This is a genomic window from Micromonospora sp. R77, from assembly GCF_022747945.1.
Classification (GTDB): domain Bacteria; phylum Actinomycetota; class Actinomycetes; order Mycobacteriales; family Micromonosporaceae; genus Micromonospora.
This window is the reverse complement of record NZ_JALDST010000001.1, coordinates 2,365,272-2,382,073: the sequence shown is the minus strand read 5'-3', so window position 1 is coordinate 2,382,073 and position 16,802 is coordinate 2,365,272. Positions and strand designations below refer to the sequence as shown.

The 16,802-nt window shown below is 72.2% G+C and carries 15 protein-coding genes and 1 pseudogene; 10 read left to right on the top strand and 6 right to left on the bottom strand.

What is annotated here, in order from left to right:
- Positions 1-120: 120 nt before the first annotated feature.
- From MRQ36_RS11020 to MRQ36_RS11010, 3 genes are all read left to right on the top strand, one after another.
- Positions 121-330 carry a DUF397 domain-containing protein gene (locus MRQ36_RS11020; protein ID WP_242794769.1) on the top strand — a complete coding sequence of 70 codons (210 nt, stop codon included), beginning with the start codon at positions 121-123 and terminating at the stop codon, positions 328-330.
- A 112-nt stretch (positions 331-442) separates the two neighbouring features.
- On the top strand, positions 443-925 hold the full coding sequence (locus tag MRQ36_RS11015) for an SRPBCC domain-containing protein (RefSeq protein ID WP_242794768.1): 483 nt from the start codon (positions 443-445) through the stop codon (positions 923-925).
- Between the two features lie 77 nt (positions 926-1,002).
- The gene (locus MRQ36_RS11010) at positions 1,003-2,256 is read left to right on the top strand and encodes a PQQ-binding-like beta-propeller repeat protein (protein ID WP_242794767.1); all 1,254 of its coding nucleotides are present in this window, start codon (positions 1,003-1,005) and stop codon (positions 2,254-2,256) included.
- Positions 2,257-2,355: 99 nt separating this feature from the next.
- Here the strand turns inward: MRQ36_RS11010 and hisC are convergent, their stop codons facing one another.
- The 4 genes and pseudogenes from hisC to hppD form a co-directional block, all read right to left on the bottom strand.
- Positions 2,356-3,459: a histidinol-phosphate transaminase gene (hisC, locus tag MRQ36_RS11005; protein ID WP_242794766.1), complete on the bottom strand. Its 1,104-nt coding sequence runs from the start codon at positions 3,457-3,459 to the stop codon at positions 2,356-2,358.
- Positions 3,456-4,398 (bottom strand): annotated as a pseudogene (locus tag MRQ36_RS11000) (RDD family protein). Before MRQ36_RS11000 ends, hisC begins: the two are co-directional and overlap by 4 nt.
- 78 nt (positions 4,399-4,476) lie before the next feature.
- The gene (locus tag MRQ36_RS10995; protein ID WP_242794765.1) at positions 4,477-5,145 is read right to left on the bottom strand and encodes an RDD family protein; all 669 of its coding nucleotides are present in this window, start codon (positions 5,143-5,145) and stop codon (positions 4,477-4,479) included.
- Between the two features lie 11 nt (positions 5,146-5,156).
- Positions 5,157-6,356 (bottom strand): 4-hydroxyphenylpyruvate dioxygenase, encoded by a 1,200-nt coding sequence (gene hppD / locus MRQ36_RS10990; RefSeq protein ID WP_242794764.1) that lies wholly within the window; start codon positions 6,354-6,356, stop codon positions 5,157-5,159.
- 138 nt (positions 6,357-6,494) lie between these two features.
- Here hppD and MRQ36_RS10985 point away from each other — a divergent pair, with 138 nt between their 5' ends.
- The 3 genes from MRQ36_RS10985 (at position 6,495) to MRQ36_RS10975 (ending at position 10,298) form a co-directional block, all read left to right on the top strand.
- A complete protein-coding gene (locus MRQ36_RS10985; protein ID WP_242794763.1) occupies positions 6,495-6,980 on the top strand; it encodes an Lrp/AsnC family transcriptional regulator in 486 nt (161 codons plus the stop codon).
- 174 nt (positions 6,981-7,154) lie between these two features.
- Complete coding sequence (locus tag MRQ36_RS10980; RefSeq protein WP_374251108.1) at positions 7,155-8,564, top strand: hypothetical protein; 1,410 nt, start codon at positions 7,155-7,157, stop codon at positions 8,562-8,564.
- A 66-nt stretch (positions 8,565-8,630) separates the two neighbouring features.
- Positions 8,631-10,298, top strand: a complete 1,668-nt coding sequence (locus MRQ36_RS10975) for a fumarate hydratase (protein WP_242794762.1) — start codon at positions 8,631-8,633, stop codon at positions 10,296-10,298.
- A 69-nt stretch (positions 10,299-10,367) separates the two neighbouring features.
- On the opposite strand, the gene MRQ36_RS10970 is transcribed toward MRQ36_RS10975, so the two are convergent.
- Positions 10,368-12,743: a hypothetical protein gene (locus MRQ36_RS10970; RefSeq protein ID WP_242794761.1), complete on the bottom strand. Its 2,376-nt coding sequence runs from the start codon at positions 12,741-12,743 to the stop codon at positions 10,368-10,370.
- A 300-nt stretch (positions 12,744-13,043) separates the two neighbouring features.
- Between MRQ36_RS10970 and MRQ36_RS10965 the strand changes: the two genes are divergently transcribed.
- The 4 genes from MRQ36_RS10965 (at position 13,044) to MRQ36_RS10950 (ending at position 16,229) form a co-directional block, all read left to right on the top strand.
- A complete protein-coding gene (locus tag MRQ36_RS10965; RefSeq protein WP_242794760.1) occupies positions 13,044-13,445 on the top strand; it encodes a hypothetical protein in 402 nt (133 codons plus the stop codon).
- Between the two features lie 26 nt (positions 13,446-13,471).
- Complete coding sequence (locus MRQ36_RS10960; protein WP_242794759.1) at positions 13,472-13,987, top strand: hypothetical protein; 516 nt, start codon at positions 13,472-13,474, stop codon at positions 13,985-13,987.
- A 195-nt stretch (positions 13,988-14,182) separates the two neighbouring features.
- Positions 14,183-15,583, top strand: coding sequence for a class II fumarate hydratase (locus tag MRQ36_RS10955; RefSeq protein ID WP_374249969.1), 1,401 nt, complete (start codon positions 14,183-14,185; stop codon positions 15,581-15,583).
- Between the two features lie 46 nt (positions 15,584-15,629).
- A complete protein-coding gene (locus MRQ36_RS10950) occupies positions 15,630-16,229 on the top strand; it encodes a GNAT family N-acetyltransferase (protein ID WP_242794757.1) in 600 nt (199 codons plus the stop codon).
- Here the strand turns inward: MRQ36_RS10950 and MRQ36_RS10945 are convergent.
- Positions 16,196-16,741 (bottom strand): CGNR zinc finger domain-containing protein, encoded by a 546-nt coding sequence (locus tag MRQ36_RS10945; protein WP_242794756.1) that lies wholly within the window; start codon positions 16,739-16,741, stop codon positions 16,196-16,198. The two genes, MRQ36_RS10950 and MRQ36_RS10945, sit on opposite strands and share 34 nt — an antisense overlap.
- Positions 16,742-16,802 lie beyond the last annotated feature (61 nt).

Below are 16,802 nucleotides of genomic sequence, written 5' to 3'. Positions count from 1 at the left end.
TCGCACCCGCTGTGCGACCGGGGACGGCGCTTTCCGCGTTGATCGTCGCGGATTCCGCCGCCACGCCGCGCCTCCCGGGGCCGGCCCGTGGCGCGCGCACACGGACAGGAGGCAACGAGGATGACCGATCTCACCGGAGCGATCTGGCGTACCAGCAGCCGCTCCAACGACCAGGGTCTCTGCGTGGAGGTGGCGGCCAACGTGGTCGCCGTCCACGGCGTGGTCGGCGTACGCGACTCGAAGGACCCGCAGGGACCGGCGCTCGCGGTCAGCCCGCCGGGCTGGACGGCGTTCGTCGACGCGATCCGCACCGGCCGCTTCGGCGGCTGACCCGGTTCCACGCGATCCCGGTGCCCCGATCGGGGCACCGGCGGCGGAAATGTCACCGTGGGCTCCCCGCCGGCCCGTCACCCGCCGTACCGTGGACGGCACGGGAGGTGCCATGTCGACGGTGACGGTTACCGAGTTCATCGAGGCCCAGGCCGTCGACGTCTGGCGGCTGCTCACCGAGCCCGCCGCCCGGGGCCGCTGGCTGTCGGCCGTACGCGCGGTCGACGTGCTCACCAGGGACGGGTTCGGCCCCGGCACGGCCTGGCGGGAGACCCGGCTCCGCCCGGACGGCGGGGAACAGCCGGAGGAGTTCGTGGTGGTCGAGGCGGTCGCCCCGACCCGGCTGGTGCTCAGCTCGCCCGGTGCCGGCGTGGACTACCGGATCACCTGGTCACTGCGGACCGTCGAGCGCCGGCGGCGCGGCTGCACGGCCGTCACCGTCGAGCAGGAGGCCCTGCCCACCGGCCCGTACGGTCGGGTGCTGGCGCTCATCCTCGGTGGGCTCGCCGCCCGCGCGGTGGAGGGCGCCCTCCGGCGCGACCTGGCCGACCTGGCCCGCGCGGTCAGCCCCGCCGACTCCGCCGAGGCCGCCTGACCGGCTCCGACCCGACAGCCCGCGCCGCGCGGTGGACCGGAGTCGCCGGTCGGTAGGGTGCCGGGCGGAGGTGGGGCATGGGGATGACCTCGGGACGGCGACGGGGCGCAGTGGCGGTCGCGGCGGTGCTCACCGTCGTGGTGGTCGCCGCCATCGCCTACCGGGTGCTCGCCCCCGCCGAGGTCGACACGCCGGCCCGGACCGCGTACCCGCCGGCGGCGAGCCCGCCGGTCGGGGTGATCGGCCGGCTGCCGGTCGCGCCGCTGATCGTGGACGGCCGGCTGCGCGTCTACGCCGCCACCCGCCAGGTGTACGCCGACCAGCCGGTCGACAGGAAGCACCGGGTCACCCCGTTCTGGTCGTACCGGCGCTGGCCGGCCCAGCTCAACGGGGTGCTGGCGGTGGACACCACGGTGCTGAGCCGCTGGTCGGACGGGAAGCTCGTCGCGTTGGACGCGCGTACCGGGAAGGTGGCGTGGCGGGCCGACGGGCCGCGACCCGGTGCGGGTTTCGTCGCCCGGCGCACCGGCGCGGCGGTGGTCTGGGACCCGCAGGGCATCTCCGTCGCGTCCGGCCCGGACGGCCGTGCCGTGCTGGTGGTCTCGGGGCAGGGGCGGCTGCGCGGCTACGCGATGGCCGACGGGCGGGAGCTCTGGCGGGTGGACGGGGACGGCGCGTGCCGCACCGACCTGGGCACCACGGCCGCCGACCGGGTCGTGTCGGTCGACGCGGGCGCGGGGCCGGCGGTGGTCGAGTTCCGCGACGCGGTCACCGGCGCGGTGCGGACCCGCTGGCGGCCCCCGGACGCCGGTCCGGAGCTGACGGTGACGCCGCTCGGCTGCCTGACCCCCCGGTCACGGTGCCGGGGGTTGCGTACCGCCGGGCCGGGTGACCCGGCCGGCCGTGGGTGGCTGGTCGGGGCGGGGGAGCCGATCGCTGCTCCCGCACTGGACGCGCCGGAGGTGACCCTCGCCGGTGAGCTGGCCGTGGGGGTGACCGGCGGGGTGCTCGGCGGCCGGGAGGCGCGTACCGGCATCCAGCGGTGGCGGCGCGGCGACCTGGGCCCGGTGCGGGTCCTCGCGACCGAGCCGGGCCGGGTGTACGTGCTGACCGACGCCCGGGAACTGATCACCCTGGACCCGGTGACCGGAGCGCAGCGGTCCCGTTTCGTGCTCGCCGTGGGCCGGGACGGGATCGGCTGGAAACCGGGACTGGCGTACGCGTCCGGTGGTTACGTCGCCGTCGAGCGGTTGCGCGAGCAGGCCGGGCCGGGTGACGACGACCAGGGCTGGTTCCTGACGGCCGAGCCGGTGACGCTGGCCCTGACCTGAGCCGGGCACGACGGTGCCGCGACCGTTTCCGACCGGCCCTGTCGACCGGCTGAGCGGGCGGTGCCGGTCGCCTCGACGGCGGACCGGCACCACCACGGGTCAGGCCAGCGCCGCCTCGGCGGCGGCCAGGAAGGCGTCGTTCTCGACCGGGGTGCCGATGGTGACCCGGACCCCGTCGCCGGCGAACGGCCGGACGATGACGCCGCGCGCCTCGCACGCCTTGCCGAACTCCACGGCCCGGTCGCCCAGCGGCAGCCAGACGAAGTTCGCCTGGCTGGACGGCACGTCCGGGAGTAGCTTGCGCAGCGCCTCGGTGACCCGGTCCCGCTCGGCGACGACCAGCGCGCAGCGCCGCTGGACCTCGTCGGCCTGGGCCAGCGCCGCCAGCGCCCCGGCCTGGGCGGCCATGCTGGTGGAGAAGGGCGTGACAACCTTGCGCACGGCGGCGGCCACGGCCGGCGCGGCGACCAGAAAGCCGATCCGCAGGCCGGCCAGCCCCCACGCCTTGGACAGGGTGCGCAGCACCACCACGTTGGGCCGGTCCAGGTAGGTCAGGCCGTCCGGCACCTCCGGGTCGGTGACGAACTCCCGGTAGGCCTCGTCGATGACGACCAGCACGTCGTCCGGCACCGCGTCGAGGAAGCGGTCCAGCTCCGCCCTGCGTACCGAGGTGCCGGTGGGGTTGTTCGGGTTGCAGACCAGGATCATCCGGGTCCGGTCGGTCACCGCCGCGGCCATCGAGGCCAGGTCGTGGCCGTGCCCGGCGTCGTTGGGCACCCGCACGCTGGTCGCGCCGCTGGTCGCCGCGATGATCGGGTACGCCTCGAACGACCGCCACGAGTAGAGCACCTCGTCGCCGGGGAGGCAGGTGGAGCGGACCAGGTGCTCGGCCAGCGCCACCGAGCCGCAGCCCGTGGCGACCTGGTCGACGTCCACGCCGTACCGGTCGGCGAGGGCCTGGCGCAGCGCCACCACGCCCATGTCCGGATAGCGGTGCGAGCCGGCGACCGCCTCGGCGACCGCCTCCACCACGCCCGGCAGCGGGCCGTAGGGCACCTCGTTGCTGGCCAGCTTGATCGCCTCGGGCAGGCCCAGCTCGCGGGCCAGGTCGGCCGGGCTGCGGCCGGGTACGTAGTTGGGCAGCGCGTCGAGGTCGGCGCGGGTCAGCCGCAGCGGCGGCTGCTGACGTCCGGCGTCGGTCATGGGGTGTCTCCCGGGGGGTCGGCACGATCGTGCGGGGCGGTACGGGTGGTGGCGGGGCCGGCGGAGCGCGGCACCTGCACCACCACGGTCTGGGCGCGCTTGTCGTGCAGCGCCTGGCGGAGCGGATGGTCGAAGAGCGCGGAGACGGCGTCGACGAACTGGAGCAGCAGGCCGAAGCCGCAGCAGTACCAGAGCAGGGTGGGCAGGCCCATGGTGCTCCAGCGGCGGGTCGCCCGGCCGAAGCCGAGCGGCTGGTCGGCCTCGATCGGCACCGCGCGGACCCGCATCACCCGCTTGCCGAAGGTCTGCCCCCGGGCCGCCATCGACGGCACCTCGTACGCGAACCAGAGCGCGGTGGCGATCAGCAGGATGACGATCTGGAGGCCGGCGGCCTGCTCACCCGGCTGCGGCAGCCCCTCGGTGGAGGTGTTGCCGGCCATCGACCGGCGGACCGACTCGCGCAGGTAGGGGGAGATCTCCTCGACGTACCGCCAGACGAACCAGCCGTTGACCAGGGCGTTGAGCAGGAACACCGCGCCGAAGTCGATCAGGCGGGCGACCAGCCGGGCCCCGTACGAGGCGAGCGGCAGCCCGTGCGGGCGCGGCTCGGGCGGTCGCCCCGGCCAGCCCGGGTAGGGCCAGCCGGGCGGCGGCCCCGCGGATGCCCCTGAGCCGGGCCGGGACCCGTCGGGTGGGCCGGGCCGGTCGGGTGGCCGGGGCCGGGCTGTCCCGTCGGGTGGCCGGGGTGCGGCGCCGGGCCGGCACCGGTCGGGGCGGAGGTGGGAGCCGACGGGGGACCGGGGCCGGTTCGGCCGGCGGCGGGCCCTCGGGCGGGGTGGCGTCGACCGGGATCGGCGCACCGATCCACCCCTCGCCGTCCCAGTACCGTCGGGTCTCCGGGTCGGCGGGGTCGACGTACCAGCCAGGCTGCACGCTCACCGCGTCATCACGCTCACGCTCACTGAGCCTCCTTGGTTCGCGACTGCGGGGCTCGCAAACCCGGCTCGCTCCTCACGCTCACGGTGCAACCTTAACGACGACGGTGCCGGCGAACTTGTCGTGCAGGCACTGCTGCCAGGGCTTGTCCCAGAGTTGCCAGAAGCCGTCGAGGTAGTTGAGGAAGGGCACCAGCGAGGCGGCCACGAACTCGATCAGGTAGCGCTTGCCGGCCATCCCCCGGGTGAGGGTCTGCGCCGGGTCCAGCGGCACGATCCGGATCTTCATCGCCTTCTTGCCGAGCGTCTGGCCGGTCCGGTGCGCGTATTCCACGTGGTAGAGCCAGTAGAAGCCCAGGAGCACCGCGAACACGGCGAACTCGGCGATCAGCATGGGCAGGAGGAACTCGCCCATGAACCGGGTCGGGTCCGGTTCGGTGCCGGCGTCGAGCCGGTCCATCTCGCTGAACATTCGTTGGAAGAGCCAGATGAACACCGGCACGAAGAGCACGACCGCGACCGCGGTCGCCAGCGCGGTGTCGATCATCCAGGCCAGCAGCCGGTCGGCGAAGCTGGCCAGCGGCTGACCGTTCGGCGCCACCGGGGGCGGGGCGAGGACCGGGTACGGCGGCCGGGCCGGGCCGCCCGCCGGATAGGCCGGGATCCCGGCGTACGTCGGTGGGACGGACTGCCTCGGCGGGACGTACCCCTGGGGGGTGCCGGGCGGCGTGGTGTTCGGAGGCTGCGTCACGCTCGACAGTGTTACAGGTTGCCGCGCGCTTCCTGCTCCCGCTCGATCGCCTCGAAGAGGGCCTTGAAGTTGCCCTTGCCGAAGCCCAGCGAGCCGTGGCGCTCGATCAGCTCGAAGAAGACGGTCGGGCGGTCCTGCACCGGCTTGGTGAAGATCTGCAGCAGGTAGCCGTCCTCGTCCCGGTCGACCAGGATCTTGCGGGCCTTCAGCTCCTCGATCGGCACCCGGACGTTGCCGATCCGGGCGCGCAGCTCCGGGTCGTCGTAGTAGGAGTCGGGGGTGTCCAGGAACTCGACGCCCGCGGCCCGCATCGCGTCGACGCTGGCCAGGATGTCGTTGGTGGCGACGGCGATGTGCTGGGCACCCGGGCCCTGATAGAACTCCAGGTACTCGTCGATCTGCGACTTCTTGCGGGCGACGGCCGGCTCGTTCAGCGGGAACTTCACCTTGCGGGTGCCGCTGGCCACGACCTTGCTCATCAGGGCCGAGTAGTCGGTGGCGATGTCGTCGCCGATGAACTCGGCCATGTTGCTGAAGCCCATGACCCGCTTGTAGAACTCCACCCACTCGTCCATCCGGCCGAGCTCGACGTTGCCGACCACGTGGTCGACCGCCTGGAAGAAGCGCTTCGGCTGGAGGCCGGCGTCGATCATCGGCCGGCGGTCCACGATCGGGCCACGGGCCACGAAGCCGGGCAGGAACGGGCCGGTGTAGCGGGACCGGTCGATCAGGGTGTGCCGGGTGTCGCCGTACGCGGCGATCGCCGCCAGCCGGACGGTGCCGTGCTCGTCGCTCAGCTCGTGCGGCTCGACCAGGCCGGTAGCGCCCTGCGCCACGGCGTGCGCGTACGCGGCGTCGACGTCGGGCACCTCCAGCGCGATGTCGGAGACGCCGTCGCTGTGCTTCGCCACGTGCTCGGCGCCGTCGGCGTCCGGGCGCACCGCGCCGGTCAGCACGAAGCGGGCGGAACCGCTGGTCAGCACGTACTCCGCGTGGTCCCGGTAGCCCTGCTCCGGCCCCCGGTACGCCACGCAGGTCATGCCGAACGCGGTGGAGTAGTAGTGCGCGGCCTGCTTGGCGTTGCCGACCAGGAAGTGCACGTGGTCGAGGCCCTTGACCGGGAACGGGTCGTGGCTGATGTCGTGGTCGACGGCGCCGACGAGTGCGTCGACATCGACGTCGTCGGTCGGTCGGTCGATCGCCTGGGTCATGGTGGCCTCCCTTGCGTACCGGCCGGCCTCGTGGGCCGCCGTTGGTTGCTCGTGTGGCGAGGATTGCGGCCTTCGCCCGGTTGGGCAACCCTTCACATTTTTGCTGGTCAGCTTGCGCAATAAGTAGAGTGTTGACCCATGAACGCTGGTCAGGATGTACAGCTGGACGTGCTCGACGCGCGCTTGATCGCGCTGCTCACCGAGGAGCCGCGGATCGGCGTGCTGGAGTGCTCCCGCCGGCTCGGCGTGGCCCGGGGCACCGTCCAGGCCCGGCTGGACAAGCTGGTCGAGCGCGGGGTGATCGGCGGCTTCGGCCCGGAGATCTCACCCGCCGCCATCGGCTTCGGGGTGACCAGCTTCGTCACCCTGGAGATCAGCCAGCGGCACGGGCACGACCCGGTCACCGCCCACCTGGCCGCCATCCCCGAGGTGCTGGAGGCGCACACCATCACCGGCTCCAGCGACCTGCTCTGCCGCATCGTGGCCAGATCGAACGCCGACCTCCAACGCGTCATCGACCAGATCGTCGCCTCGGAGGGGATCCGCCGCGCCTCCACGATCATCGCCCTGGCCGAACAGATCCCCTACCGCACCCTCCCCCTGGTCCGCTCCGCCGCCCACTGACCTGCTGTCGATCATGGGGTGGTGGCCCCGCGCATAACGGGCCGATGGGACGAAGCGCGGACCACAACTCCAAGATCGACGCGAATGGTGGGCGACACGCGGGCGCGGGGGGTGGGGGTGGGGGAGTTCGTGGCTAGCGTGTGCGGGGTGAGGGGGCTCGGGGTGCGGGGGTGGGTGCTGCTGGGGCTCGTCACCGTGGTGGTGCTCGCGGCGACGGGGGTGTGGAACCCGTTCCCGGGGGTGTGGGACTGGGTCGGGCGCAGCCGGCCGATCTCCGAGCCGGACGTGGTCTGGCAGCAGCGGGTCGGCGGTACCCCGAGGAGCGTCACCATCGCCGGCGACACCGTGATCGTCGAGCAGCGTACCCGGGTCGAGGCCCGCAGCCTGGTCACCGGCACCCAGCTCTGGGAACGCAAGGCGGACTGGGCCGCGGTGGCCGGCGGCGACCGGGACGCGGTCGTCGCCGTGGGCAAGCTCCTGGAAAAGGGGTACGAGCTGCTCGACCCGACGACCGGCGTGGTGCGCCGCCGCGACGGTGCCGCGGTGGCCGTCTGGACGTACCGCAACCTGCTGCTCGACGTGCACTGCGTGGAGCCCACCGACTGCACGTTGAGCGCCTGGGAGCCGCGCGGCACGAAACCACTGTGGACCGCCTTCCTGCCCGGCGTGCACGCCGGGCTGCTCGCCGACAACCCCGACCTGCTCGGCACCCGCCGGCTCACCGCCCAGCGGATCGACCAGGGCGTCGCCGGCCCCGAGTCGGTCCCGCCACTGCTCGGGTTCCCGGTGGACGGCCGGGTGCACGTGGTGGACACCGCCACCGGCCGGGTGCTGCAGAACGTGCAGCCGGGGCGGGAGGAACGGCTGGTGGTGATCGGCGGCCGGCTGCTCCGGATCACCGCGACCTCCCGCGACGGTGCCTGCTACTTCGCCGTGTCGGCCCGGGACCCGGCCACCGGCCAGGAGGTGTGGCGGCGGGCCGGGCTCAACCTGCGGACCGCCGACAGCGCCGGCTGCGTGCAACGGGAGGACCCGCAGGGCGCGCGGAACGTGCTGATCGGGGTCGCGCCGGACGGCCGGGAGGCGGTGGTCGACGGGTACGACGGCCGGTTCCTCCAGGTCGGCGCCGACGGGGAGAAGCTGCTCGCCGTCGACGACCGGTGGGCGCTGGTGCGCAGCGCCGACAAGCGGTCCATCAGCGGCCGGGAGTTGTCCGCCGACCGGACCCGGTGGAGCCGGGCTGCGGGCGGCCGGAACGGCGCGGCGCTGACCCCGTACGCGGCGGTGATCGCGGAGGAGAAGCCGTCCCGGCTGATCGCGGTGGACCCGCGTACCGGTCGGGAGCTGGTGCAGCTGCGGACCTCGGCGAAGGCGCTCGCGGTCGGCCCGGGCGGCATGGTCATCGGCGAGGGCCGGGAGATCGGGTACGTCCGCTGGGGCGCCGGTTCCGCCGTCCAGTCCCCGCCCGAGCAGGGCGGTGTCCCCGACCAGATCCCCGGCCAGAACCCCGGCGGCACCTCCGGGCGCCCCTCCGACGAGGGCAGTTGCGGACCCAAGCGGGAGCTCTGCCCCGACGGTGGGTGAGAGCGGGGTCCCAGCACGGACCGGCGGGTGCCACCGATCGACGGGTCTGCCCTAGGCTTTTCGTTCATGAGCAGTGCCGCCGCGTTCTCGTACGCCCCCTTGCTGCCGACCGGTCCCGACCAGACGGAGTACCGCCTGGTCACCGACGAGGGCGTCGATGTCGTCAACGGCCCGGGTGGCCGTCGTTTCCTCACCGTGGAACCGTCCGCGCTGACCGCGCTGACCGCCGAGGCGATGCACGACATCGCCCACTTCCTGCGCCCGGCGCACCTGGCCCAGCTCCGGTCGATCATCGACGACCCGGCGGCCTCGCCGAACGACCGCTTCGTCGCGCTGGACCTGCTGCGCAACGCCAACATCGCGGCCGGCGGGGTGCTGCCGATGTGCCAGGACACCGGCACCGCCATCGTGATGGGCAAGCGCGGCCGGCACGTGCTCACCGACGGCACGGACGCGGAGGCGATCTCGCGCGGCGTCTACCAGGCGTACACGAAGCTCAACCTGCGCTACTCGCAGCTCGCCCCGCTGACCATGTGGGACGAGCGGAACACCGGCAGCAACCTGCCCGCCCAGGTGGAGCTCTACGCCGAGGACCCGGACGGCCACCCCGACGCCTACAAGTTCCTCTTCATGGCCAAGGGCGGCGGCTCGGCCAACAAGTCCTACCTCTACCAGGAGACCAAGGCGCTGCTGAACCCCACGCGGATGATGCAGTTCCTGGAGGAGAAGCTGCGGCTGATCGGCACCGCCGCCTGTCCGCCCTACCACCTGGCCATCGTCATCGGCGGCACCTCCGCCGAATACGCGCTGAAGACCGCCAAGTACGCCTCCGCGAAGTACCTGGACGCCCTCCCCACCGAGGGTTCGATGAGCGCGCACGGCTTCCGTGACCTGGAGCTGGAGGCCGAGGTGCTGGAGTTGACCCGCAACTTCGGCATCGGCGCGCAGTTCGGCGGGCGCTACTTCTGTCACGACGTACGGGTGGTCCGGCTGCCCCGGCACGGCGCCTCCTGCCCGGTGGCGATCGCGGTCTCCTGCTCCGCCGACCGGCAGGCGGTCGCCAAGATCACCCCGTCGGGCGTCTGGCTGGAGCGACTGGAGACCGACCCGGCCCGCTTCCTCCCGGACGTCACCGACGAGACGCTGGACGCCGAGCAGGTCGTCCGGGTCGACCTGAACCGGCCGATGGACGAGATTCGCGCCGAGCTCTCGAAATACCCGGTGAAGACCCGGCTCTCGCTGACCGGCCCGCTGGTCGTGGCGCGGGACATCGCGCACGCGAAGATCGCCGAGCGGCTGGACGCGGGCGAGCCGATGCCGCAATACCTGCGCGACCACGCCGTCTACTACGCCGGCCCGGCCAAGACCCCGGAGGGCTACGCGTCCGGCTCGTTCGGTCCGACCACCGCCGGCCGGATGGACGCGTACGTGGAGAAGTTCCAGGCGGCCGGTGGCTCCCAGGTGATGCTGGCGAAGGGCAACCGGTCCGCCCAGGTGACCCGCTCCTGCCAGCAGCACGGCGGCTTCTACCTCGGCTCCATCGGCGGCCCCGCCGCCCGGCTGGCGCAGGACTGCATCAAGCACGTCGAGGTCCTGGAATACCCGGAGCTCGGCATGGAGGCGGTCTGGAAGATCCAGGTGGAGGACTTCCCCGCCTTCATCGTCGTCGACGACAAGGGCAACGACTTCTTCGCCGAGGTCACCAAGCCGGTCCTGACCGTCGGGCGGCGCTGACCCGCGACGTACGCGAAAGGGGCGCCGGGTGGGATCCCACCCGGCGCCCCTTTTCCGTGGGGTTGCCGGTCAGCCCGGGTTGGCCACCGGGAACCAGTACGCGCCCAACCCGGAGGTGATACCCGAGGCGGTCCGGCTGGAGACGTACAGGTAGTTGTCGCCGACCTCGGTCGGGGTGAGGGTGATGGTGGCCGTACCGTCGGGGCCGGCCGGCACGGTCTTCTCCTCGGTGCCGAAGCGGTAGACGAACTCGGTGCTGCCCGGCACGTGCGCGGTCAGCGTGAAGCTGCCCGCGATGCCGGGTCCACCCGCGCCCCCACCGCTCGACGGGTAGTCCTCACTCGTCACGGTCGGGGCGAGCTGGCCGAGGTAGAAGAGGTACTCGGTCTCGTCGGAGACGACGTCACCGATCTTCTCGCGGACCTTGAGCCGCACCAGACCCCGCGTGTCCACCGGGTACGACTGCGGCGTCCAGCTGATCGTCGCGGTGCCGTCCGCCGCTGCCGCCGCCGTCTTCGGGCCGTCACCGAAGTCGTACACGTAGCCGGTGACGCCGTCGCGGGCCGGGTGGAAGGTGAAGCTGCCGGTCACCCCCGGGCCGCCGGACTCCGAGTACGACGGATAGTCGGTGGAGCTGACCTCGGGTGCGTGCGAGAAGATCACGAAGTACCCGGAGGCGGTCTCCGACTCGTCACCGTCGGCGGTCCGGCTGAACACCTCGATCCACTGGAAGCCCGCCTCGGTCGGCGTGTACGTGACGGTGGCCTTGCCGTCCTGACCCGCCGCGACGGTGTGCTGCTCGCCGCCGTTGACCGACCAGACGTACTCGGTCACCCCGGGCATGCCGGGAGCGAAGGTGAACGTGCCCGGCGTGCCGGCGAGGGGGCCGTCCCCGCCGTCCAGCGGGAAGTCGGGCGAGGAGATGGTCGGCGTGCTGGCCAGGTAGAAGTAGTACTCGCCGGTGCCGCTGGGCACGTCGTCCGAGGTGCGGCTGGTGACGGTGACCGTGTTGGGGCCGCCCCGGCGGGGCGTGACCGTCACCTTCGCGGTGCCGTCCGCGGCGGCCGGCACGGTGGCCGGCGTGCCGTCGTTGAGCCGCCAGGTGTACGAGACCACGTTCTCCATGCCCGGCGTGAAGGTCAGCTCGCGCGGCTCACCGAAGCCACCGGTCGGGTTCGCGTCGGTGATCTTCGGTGCGGTGTTCCGCACCCGGTACTCGTAGACCGTCTCCGAGGAGCTGTTGCCGGTCCGGTCGATCGCCCGGACGTACAGCCGGTTGGGGCCGGCCCGGGTCGGCGTCACCGAGACGGTGGCGGTGCCGGTGGCGTCGGCGGCCACATAGGTGACCGGGCCGTAGGGGCCGTAGCTGAAACCGACGACGTCGTCGGCGCCCGGGGCGCTGAAGGTGAACTTCCCGGGGATGCCCGGACCGCCGTGACCCGGCGAGTCCCAGCCGGACGGGTAGTCGGTGGAGGCGACCGTGGGTGCCGGCGGCACCTTCGTGTCGACGGTGAACCGGCACTCCGGCGACCAGGCGGAGGTGTCCCCGTACTGGTCGGTGGCGCGGACGCTGAACGCGTACGTGCCGCCGTCGGTCAGCGCGCCGTCCGGGACCCGGTACTGGAAGCGGGACCCGGATGGCAGCGGGGAGGTGAACGCGAACTCGGTCCGGTCGGCGGGCCGGTCGGTCGGCCACCAGGCGAAGGTCGGCCGGAGCTGGTCGCCGCCGCCGGTCTCGTTGACGTCCGGGTCGGTCAGCACGGCCTGGAGTTCCGGCCGGGTCGTACCGATGAAGAGGTCGTCGCGGCAGGCGATGCCGCCGGCCGCGAGCCGGGTGGGCACGTCCGGCGCCGTGTTGTGCTCCAGCGAGAGGCCGAGCGTGTTCACCCGACGGCCCCACTGCAGGCCGTCCTCGTGCTCGCCGATGCGCAGCATGAGGGTGAGCTTGTCCTGCTTCGCCGCGACCGCCTTGCTCACCACCTCGGTGATCGCCGCGGACAGGTAACTGGCCGGGCAGGCCGGGCCGGTGATGTTCAGGTCGGCGAGCTTCTGGACCGCCTTGGGCGCGTCCTTCCAGGTGGGTGCGGTGGCCGGGTTCTCGGTCAGCCAGAGCTGGAGCTCGCGCGGCTTGTCGCAGTTGGTGACGGACCGCTCGCCGGTGACCGCGCGGGCGTTGACGATCCGCTGCCCCTGGTAGCCGCTGAGGTCGAAGGTGAAGTACGCCCGGGAGGTGTGCTTGTCGCCCGGCGCCTGCTGCCAGGTGCCGACCGGCACCGCGCTGTCCTCGGCGGCGAACGAGCGGGTGGGCTGCGCGTTGTCGGTCCAGGCGGTGGTGACCGGCTGGACGAAGTTGAGCAGGGCCGACGCCGGCGCGGTGGTGACCGCGAGGGCGCCCGTGGTGGTGAGCAGGGCCGCGAGACCCGTGGTGAGGTACCGGCGCGCCACGCGCCGACGACGTGTCGTGGACACGCCGGCAGAACCCCCGTTGACCTGCAAGGTGATTCGCCTCCGAAAGGGAGTGGTGGACTTCCATGATCTTAAGTAGATGACTGTCCCGACCGCGCCGGACTTTCGGACGGCCGTATCGACCGAGGCGTCAGACCCGGCGAGGTCACCAGGCCGATGCCGACCGTCGGGCAACCCTAGAGAACAGAGAATTTTAAGTTCTTTCGAGATTGAGAGGGGAGCTGATTCCTCTCAAGTTCTGCGAACGGTAAGCTGCTCCCGAGTGGGAGGGGCTGCCGCATGCCGCAGATTGAAGTGGATGACGCCACCGACAGGTACCTGGCCTTTGCTGCCGGTATCGCGGGAATGACCAAGGGGCAGGTGGTTGCCCGCCTGGTGGCGCAGGCTCAGACAACGGTCACGCCTGTGGCGGGTGAGGAGGAGGCCGAGCCCGCCTCCGTCCGGGTCTACGCGGACTATGCCGGCCACCGCACCTACGCGTCCTTCGTGCCTGGGCCGGGCCGGATAGACATAACCTCCGGCCCGCTCGCGGGTCAATCCTTCCGTACCCCCAGTCAAGCTGCGCGGGAGATCGTCAAGCACTACAACCCGGATGTCAGTCCGCACCGTAACGGCTGGGGATTCTTCTTCGTGGCGGCGACCGGCGCTTCGTTGCAGAGCCTGCGGCACCGGTCGGTGTGAGCGGGACGGCCTTGATGAAGCCGCACGTGTTCGTCGATGAGACCAAGGAGCGAGGTCTCCTTGTGGCCGCCGCAGTGGTCATCGAGAGCGATGTCGTCGGAGTCCGCCGGGAGGTGCGGAAGCTGATCCTCCCTGGCCAGCGGAGGATCCATTTCCACAAGGAGAGGGACGATCGCCGCGTCCAGATCCTCACCGCGCTGCGTCCCCTCGGCGTGCGGGTCACCATCTACGACGCGACCAGCTATCGCAGCGTCAAGGCCGCTCGGGACGCGTGTCTGGTCGCTCTCGTCGCCGACCTGGCAAAGATCGCTGCGGCCCGTCTGGTGCTGGAGCAGGACGACTCCACTCACAAGGCCGACCGTGACCTGCTCTTTCGGGAGGTAAGGCTGGCCGGGATCGCGGATCAGCTCCGGTACGACCACATGCGGGCCCACGAGGAGTGCCTCTTGGCGATCCCGGATGCGGTTGCCTGGTCCTGGGCGAAGGGTGGTCGTTGGCGGGCGGCCGTGCGGCCGATCGTCGCCGAGGTTCGCGAGGTGTGATCCGGGCCGGAAAGCGCGAAACCCGGCCCACCTACCGTCCGGAAGGCTGCCGGGTCCACTTCCAGCGGCTATTGCCCCTGGCAGGTGCAAGGTTACTCGCCGCTACGGTCGCTAACAAGTCGATACGACTTGATCCGTCGAGCGATCTGCGCTTCTGCCGAGCAGGTCACCGCGGCGCGCGGCAGGATGGAACGCGTGACGACTCCAGAGGCAGCGGGCTACCGGATCGAACGCGACTCGATGGGTGAGGTGGAGGTGCCCGCCGAGGCGCTGTGGCGGGCGCAGACCCAGCGCGCGGTGCAGAACTTCCCGATCTCCGGGCGGGGCATCGAACCCGCCCAGATCAAGGCCCTCGCGCAGATCAAGGGGGCGGCGGCCGAGGTGAACGGCGACCTCGGGGTGATCGACGCGGACGTGGCCGCCGCGATCGCCGCCGCCGCCGCGCACGTGGCCGAGGGCGGCTACGACGACCAGTTCCCGATCGACGTCTTCCAGACCGGCTCCGGCACCTCGTCCAACATGAACACCAACGAGGTGATCGCCACCCTGGCCAGCCGCGAGCTGGGCCGGGACGTGCACCCGAACGACCACGTCAACGCCTCACAGTCCAGCAACGACGTCTTCCCGTCCTCGATCCACCTGGCCGCCACCCAGTTCGTGGCCGACGACCTGATCCCCTCGCTGCAGCACCTGGCGGGCGCGCTGGAGGAGAAGGCGGCCGAGTTCGAGACGGTGGTGAAGGCGGGGCGTACCCACCTGATGGACGCCACGCCGGTGACGCTGGGTCAGGAGTTCGGCGGGTACGCCGCCCAGGTCCGCTACGGCGTGGAGCGGCTGGAGGCGACGCTGCCCCGGCTGGCCGAGCTGCCGCTGGGCGGTACGGCGGTGGGCACCGGCATCAACACCCCGCTCGGGTTCGCGGCGGCCGTGATCGGGAAGCTGCGCGCCTCCACCGGGCTGCCGCTGAGCGAGGCCCGCAACCACTTCGAGGCGCAGGGCGCCCGGGACGCGCTGGTGGAGACCTCCGGCCAGCTCCGCACCATCGCGGTCGGCCTCTACAAGATCGCCAACGACATCCGCTGGATGGGTTCCGGCCCTCGCGCCGGCCTGCGCGAGCTGCGCATCCCGGACCTCCAGCCCGGCTCGTCGATCATGCCCGGCAAGGTGAACCCGGTGGTCGCCGAGGCGATGCGCCAGGTCTGTGCCCAGGTCATCGGCAACGACGCGGCGGTCGCGTTCGCCGGCACGCAGGGCGACTTCGAGCTGAACGTGATGCTCCCGGTGATGGGCCGCAACCTGCTGGAGTCGATCAAGCTGCTGGCCGCCTCCAGCCGGCTCTTCGCCGACCGCCTGGTGGTCGGCCTGGTCGCGGACGCCGAGGTCTGCCTGGCGTACGCGGAGGGCTCACCGTCGATCGTCACCCCGCTCAACCGCCACCTCGGATACGACGAGGCCGCCTCGATCGCCAAGGAGGCGCTGGCCAAGCAGGTCTCCATCCGGGAGGTGGTGATCGCGCGCGGTCACGTGGACTCGGGCAAGCTCTCCGAGACCCAGCTCGACGAGGCCCTGGACCTGCTCCGGATGACCCATCCCTGATGGAAAATGCGTGGCCGGGCCGGTGTCGGGGCGGCATCATCCGGCCATGAGCGCAGACGGCGACGGGGTGCTGCTGGAGACCGCGCGGCTGCGGCTGCGCCGGTTCACCACGGCGGACGTGGACCACCTGGTCGAGCTGGACAGCGATCCGGAGGTGATGCGTTTCCTGACCGGCGGGCAACCCACGCCACAGGCCACCGTCCGGGAGGAGCAGCTGCCCCGGCTGCTCGCCGGCTACGACCGCCATCCCGCGCTCGGTCGTTGGGCGGCGCTCGACCGCGCCACCGGGGACTTCCTGGGCTGGTTCGCGCTGGACCCGTCCGACGACGGCGGCGAGGCCGAGCTGGGCTACCGGCTGCGCCGCTCTGCCTGGGGTCGCGGCCTCGCCACCGAGGGCTCCCGGGCGCTGGTGCGGTACGCGTTCGCCGTCGTCGGTGTCCGGCGGGTGTGGGCGCAGACGATGGCGGTCAACAGCCGCTCGCGGTCGGTCATGGTCAGGGTCGGTCTGCGCCACGTCCGCACGCTCCACCTCGTCTTCGACGACCCGATCCCCGGCACCGAGCACGGTGAGGTGGAGTACGAACTGCGGCGGGAGGACTGGCGTCCCGAGGGTCAGGAGCGGCCGGCCGCCTTGCGGGCCCGGTAGGCGCTGACGGCGACCCGGTTGCCGCAGCCGCCGTCGCAGAACCGGCGGGAGCGGTTCTTCGACAGGTCCACCAGGACGTTGGCGCAGTCGGGGTGGTCGCAGGTGCGCAGCCGGCTCAGCTCGCCCATCCGGACCAGGTCGGCCAGCGCCATCGCGGCCTCGACCGCCATCCGGGTGGCCAGCGGTGCGTCCCGGGGCACGGCGTGCACGTGATAGGGCTCGTCGTCGTGCCGGATGAGCTGCGGCAGGGCGTGCGACTCGCGGAGCAGGCCGTTGACGACGTCGACGATCTCGTCGTCGTCGGCGAACCAGAACCGGCGCAGTCGGGGCCGCAGGGCGCGTACGGAGCGCAGTTCGGCCTCGCTGTGCTCGTGCCGACCGCTGTAGGAGTGGGCGGCGAGGAACTCGTGGAGGGCGCTCACGTCCGGCAGCCCTTCCCGGTCGGGTCCGGCGGTGTTGACCAGTGCCGCGGTGGCGACCAGGGCGCACTCGGTGTCATGAGCGAAGAGCAACTTGACTCCTGTCGAGGTGCCGGCCTAGCGTCATCAGCATAACGGCTTTTTGCTAATTACT

What these genes read in the sequence shown, in the direction of transcription:
- MRQ36_RS10965 (WP_242794760.1), top strand. Translation starts at nt 13,044, where the DNA reads ATGCCGCAGATTGAAGTGGATGACGCCACCGACAGGTACCTGGCCTTT.
- hppD (WP_242794764.1), bottom strand. Translation starts at nt 6,356, where the DNA reads ATGACCCAGGCGATCGACCGACCGACCGACGACGTCGATGTCGACGCA.
- MRQ36_RS11015 (WP_242794768.1), top strand. Translation starts at nt 443, where the DNA reads ATGTCGACGGTGACGGTTACCGAGTTCATCGAGGCCCAGGCCGTCGAC.
- hisC (WP_242794766.1), bottom strand. Translation starts at nt 3,459, where the DNA reads ATGACCGACGCCGGACGTCAGCAGCCGCCGCTGCGGCTGACCCGCGCC.
- MRQ36_RS11010 (WP_242794767.1), top strand. Translation starts at nt 1,003, where the DNA reads ATGGGGATGACCTCGGGACGGCGACGGGGCGCAGTGGCGGTCGCGGCG.
- MRQ36_RS11020 (WP_242794769.1), top strand. Translation starts at nt 121, where the DNA reads ATGACCGATCTCACCGGAGCGATCTGGCGTACCAGCAGCCGCTCCAAC.
- MRQ36_RS10975 (WP_242794762.1), top strand. Translation starts at nt 8,631, where the DNA reads ATGAGCAGTGCCGCCGCGTTCTCGTACGCCCCCTTGCTGCCGACCGGT.
- MRQ36_RS10950 (WP_242794757.1), top strand. Translation starts at nt 15,630, where the DNA reads ATGAGCGCAGACGGCGACGGGGTGCTGCTGGAGACCGCGCGGCTGCGG.
- MRQ36_RS10985 (WP_242794763.1), top strand. Translation starts at nt 6,495, where the DNA reads ATGAACGCTGGTCAGGATGTACAGCTGGACGTGCTCGACGCGCGCTTG.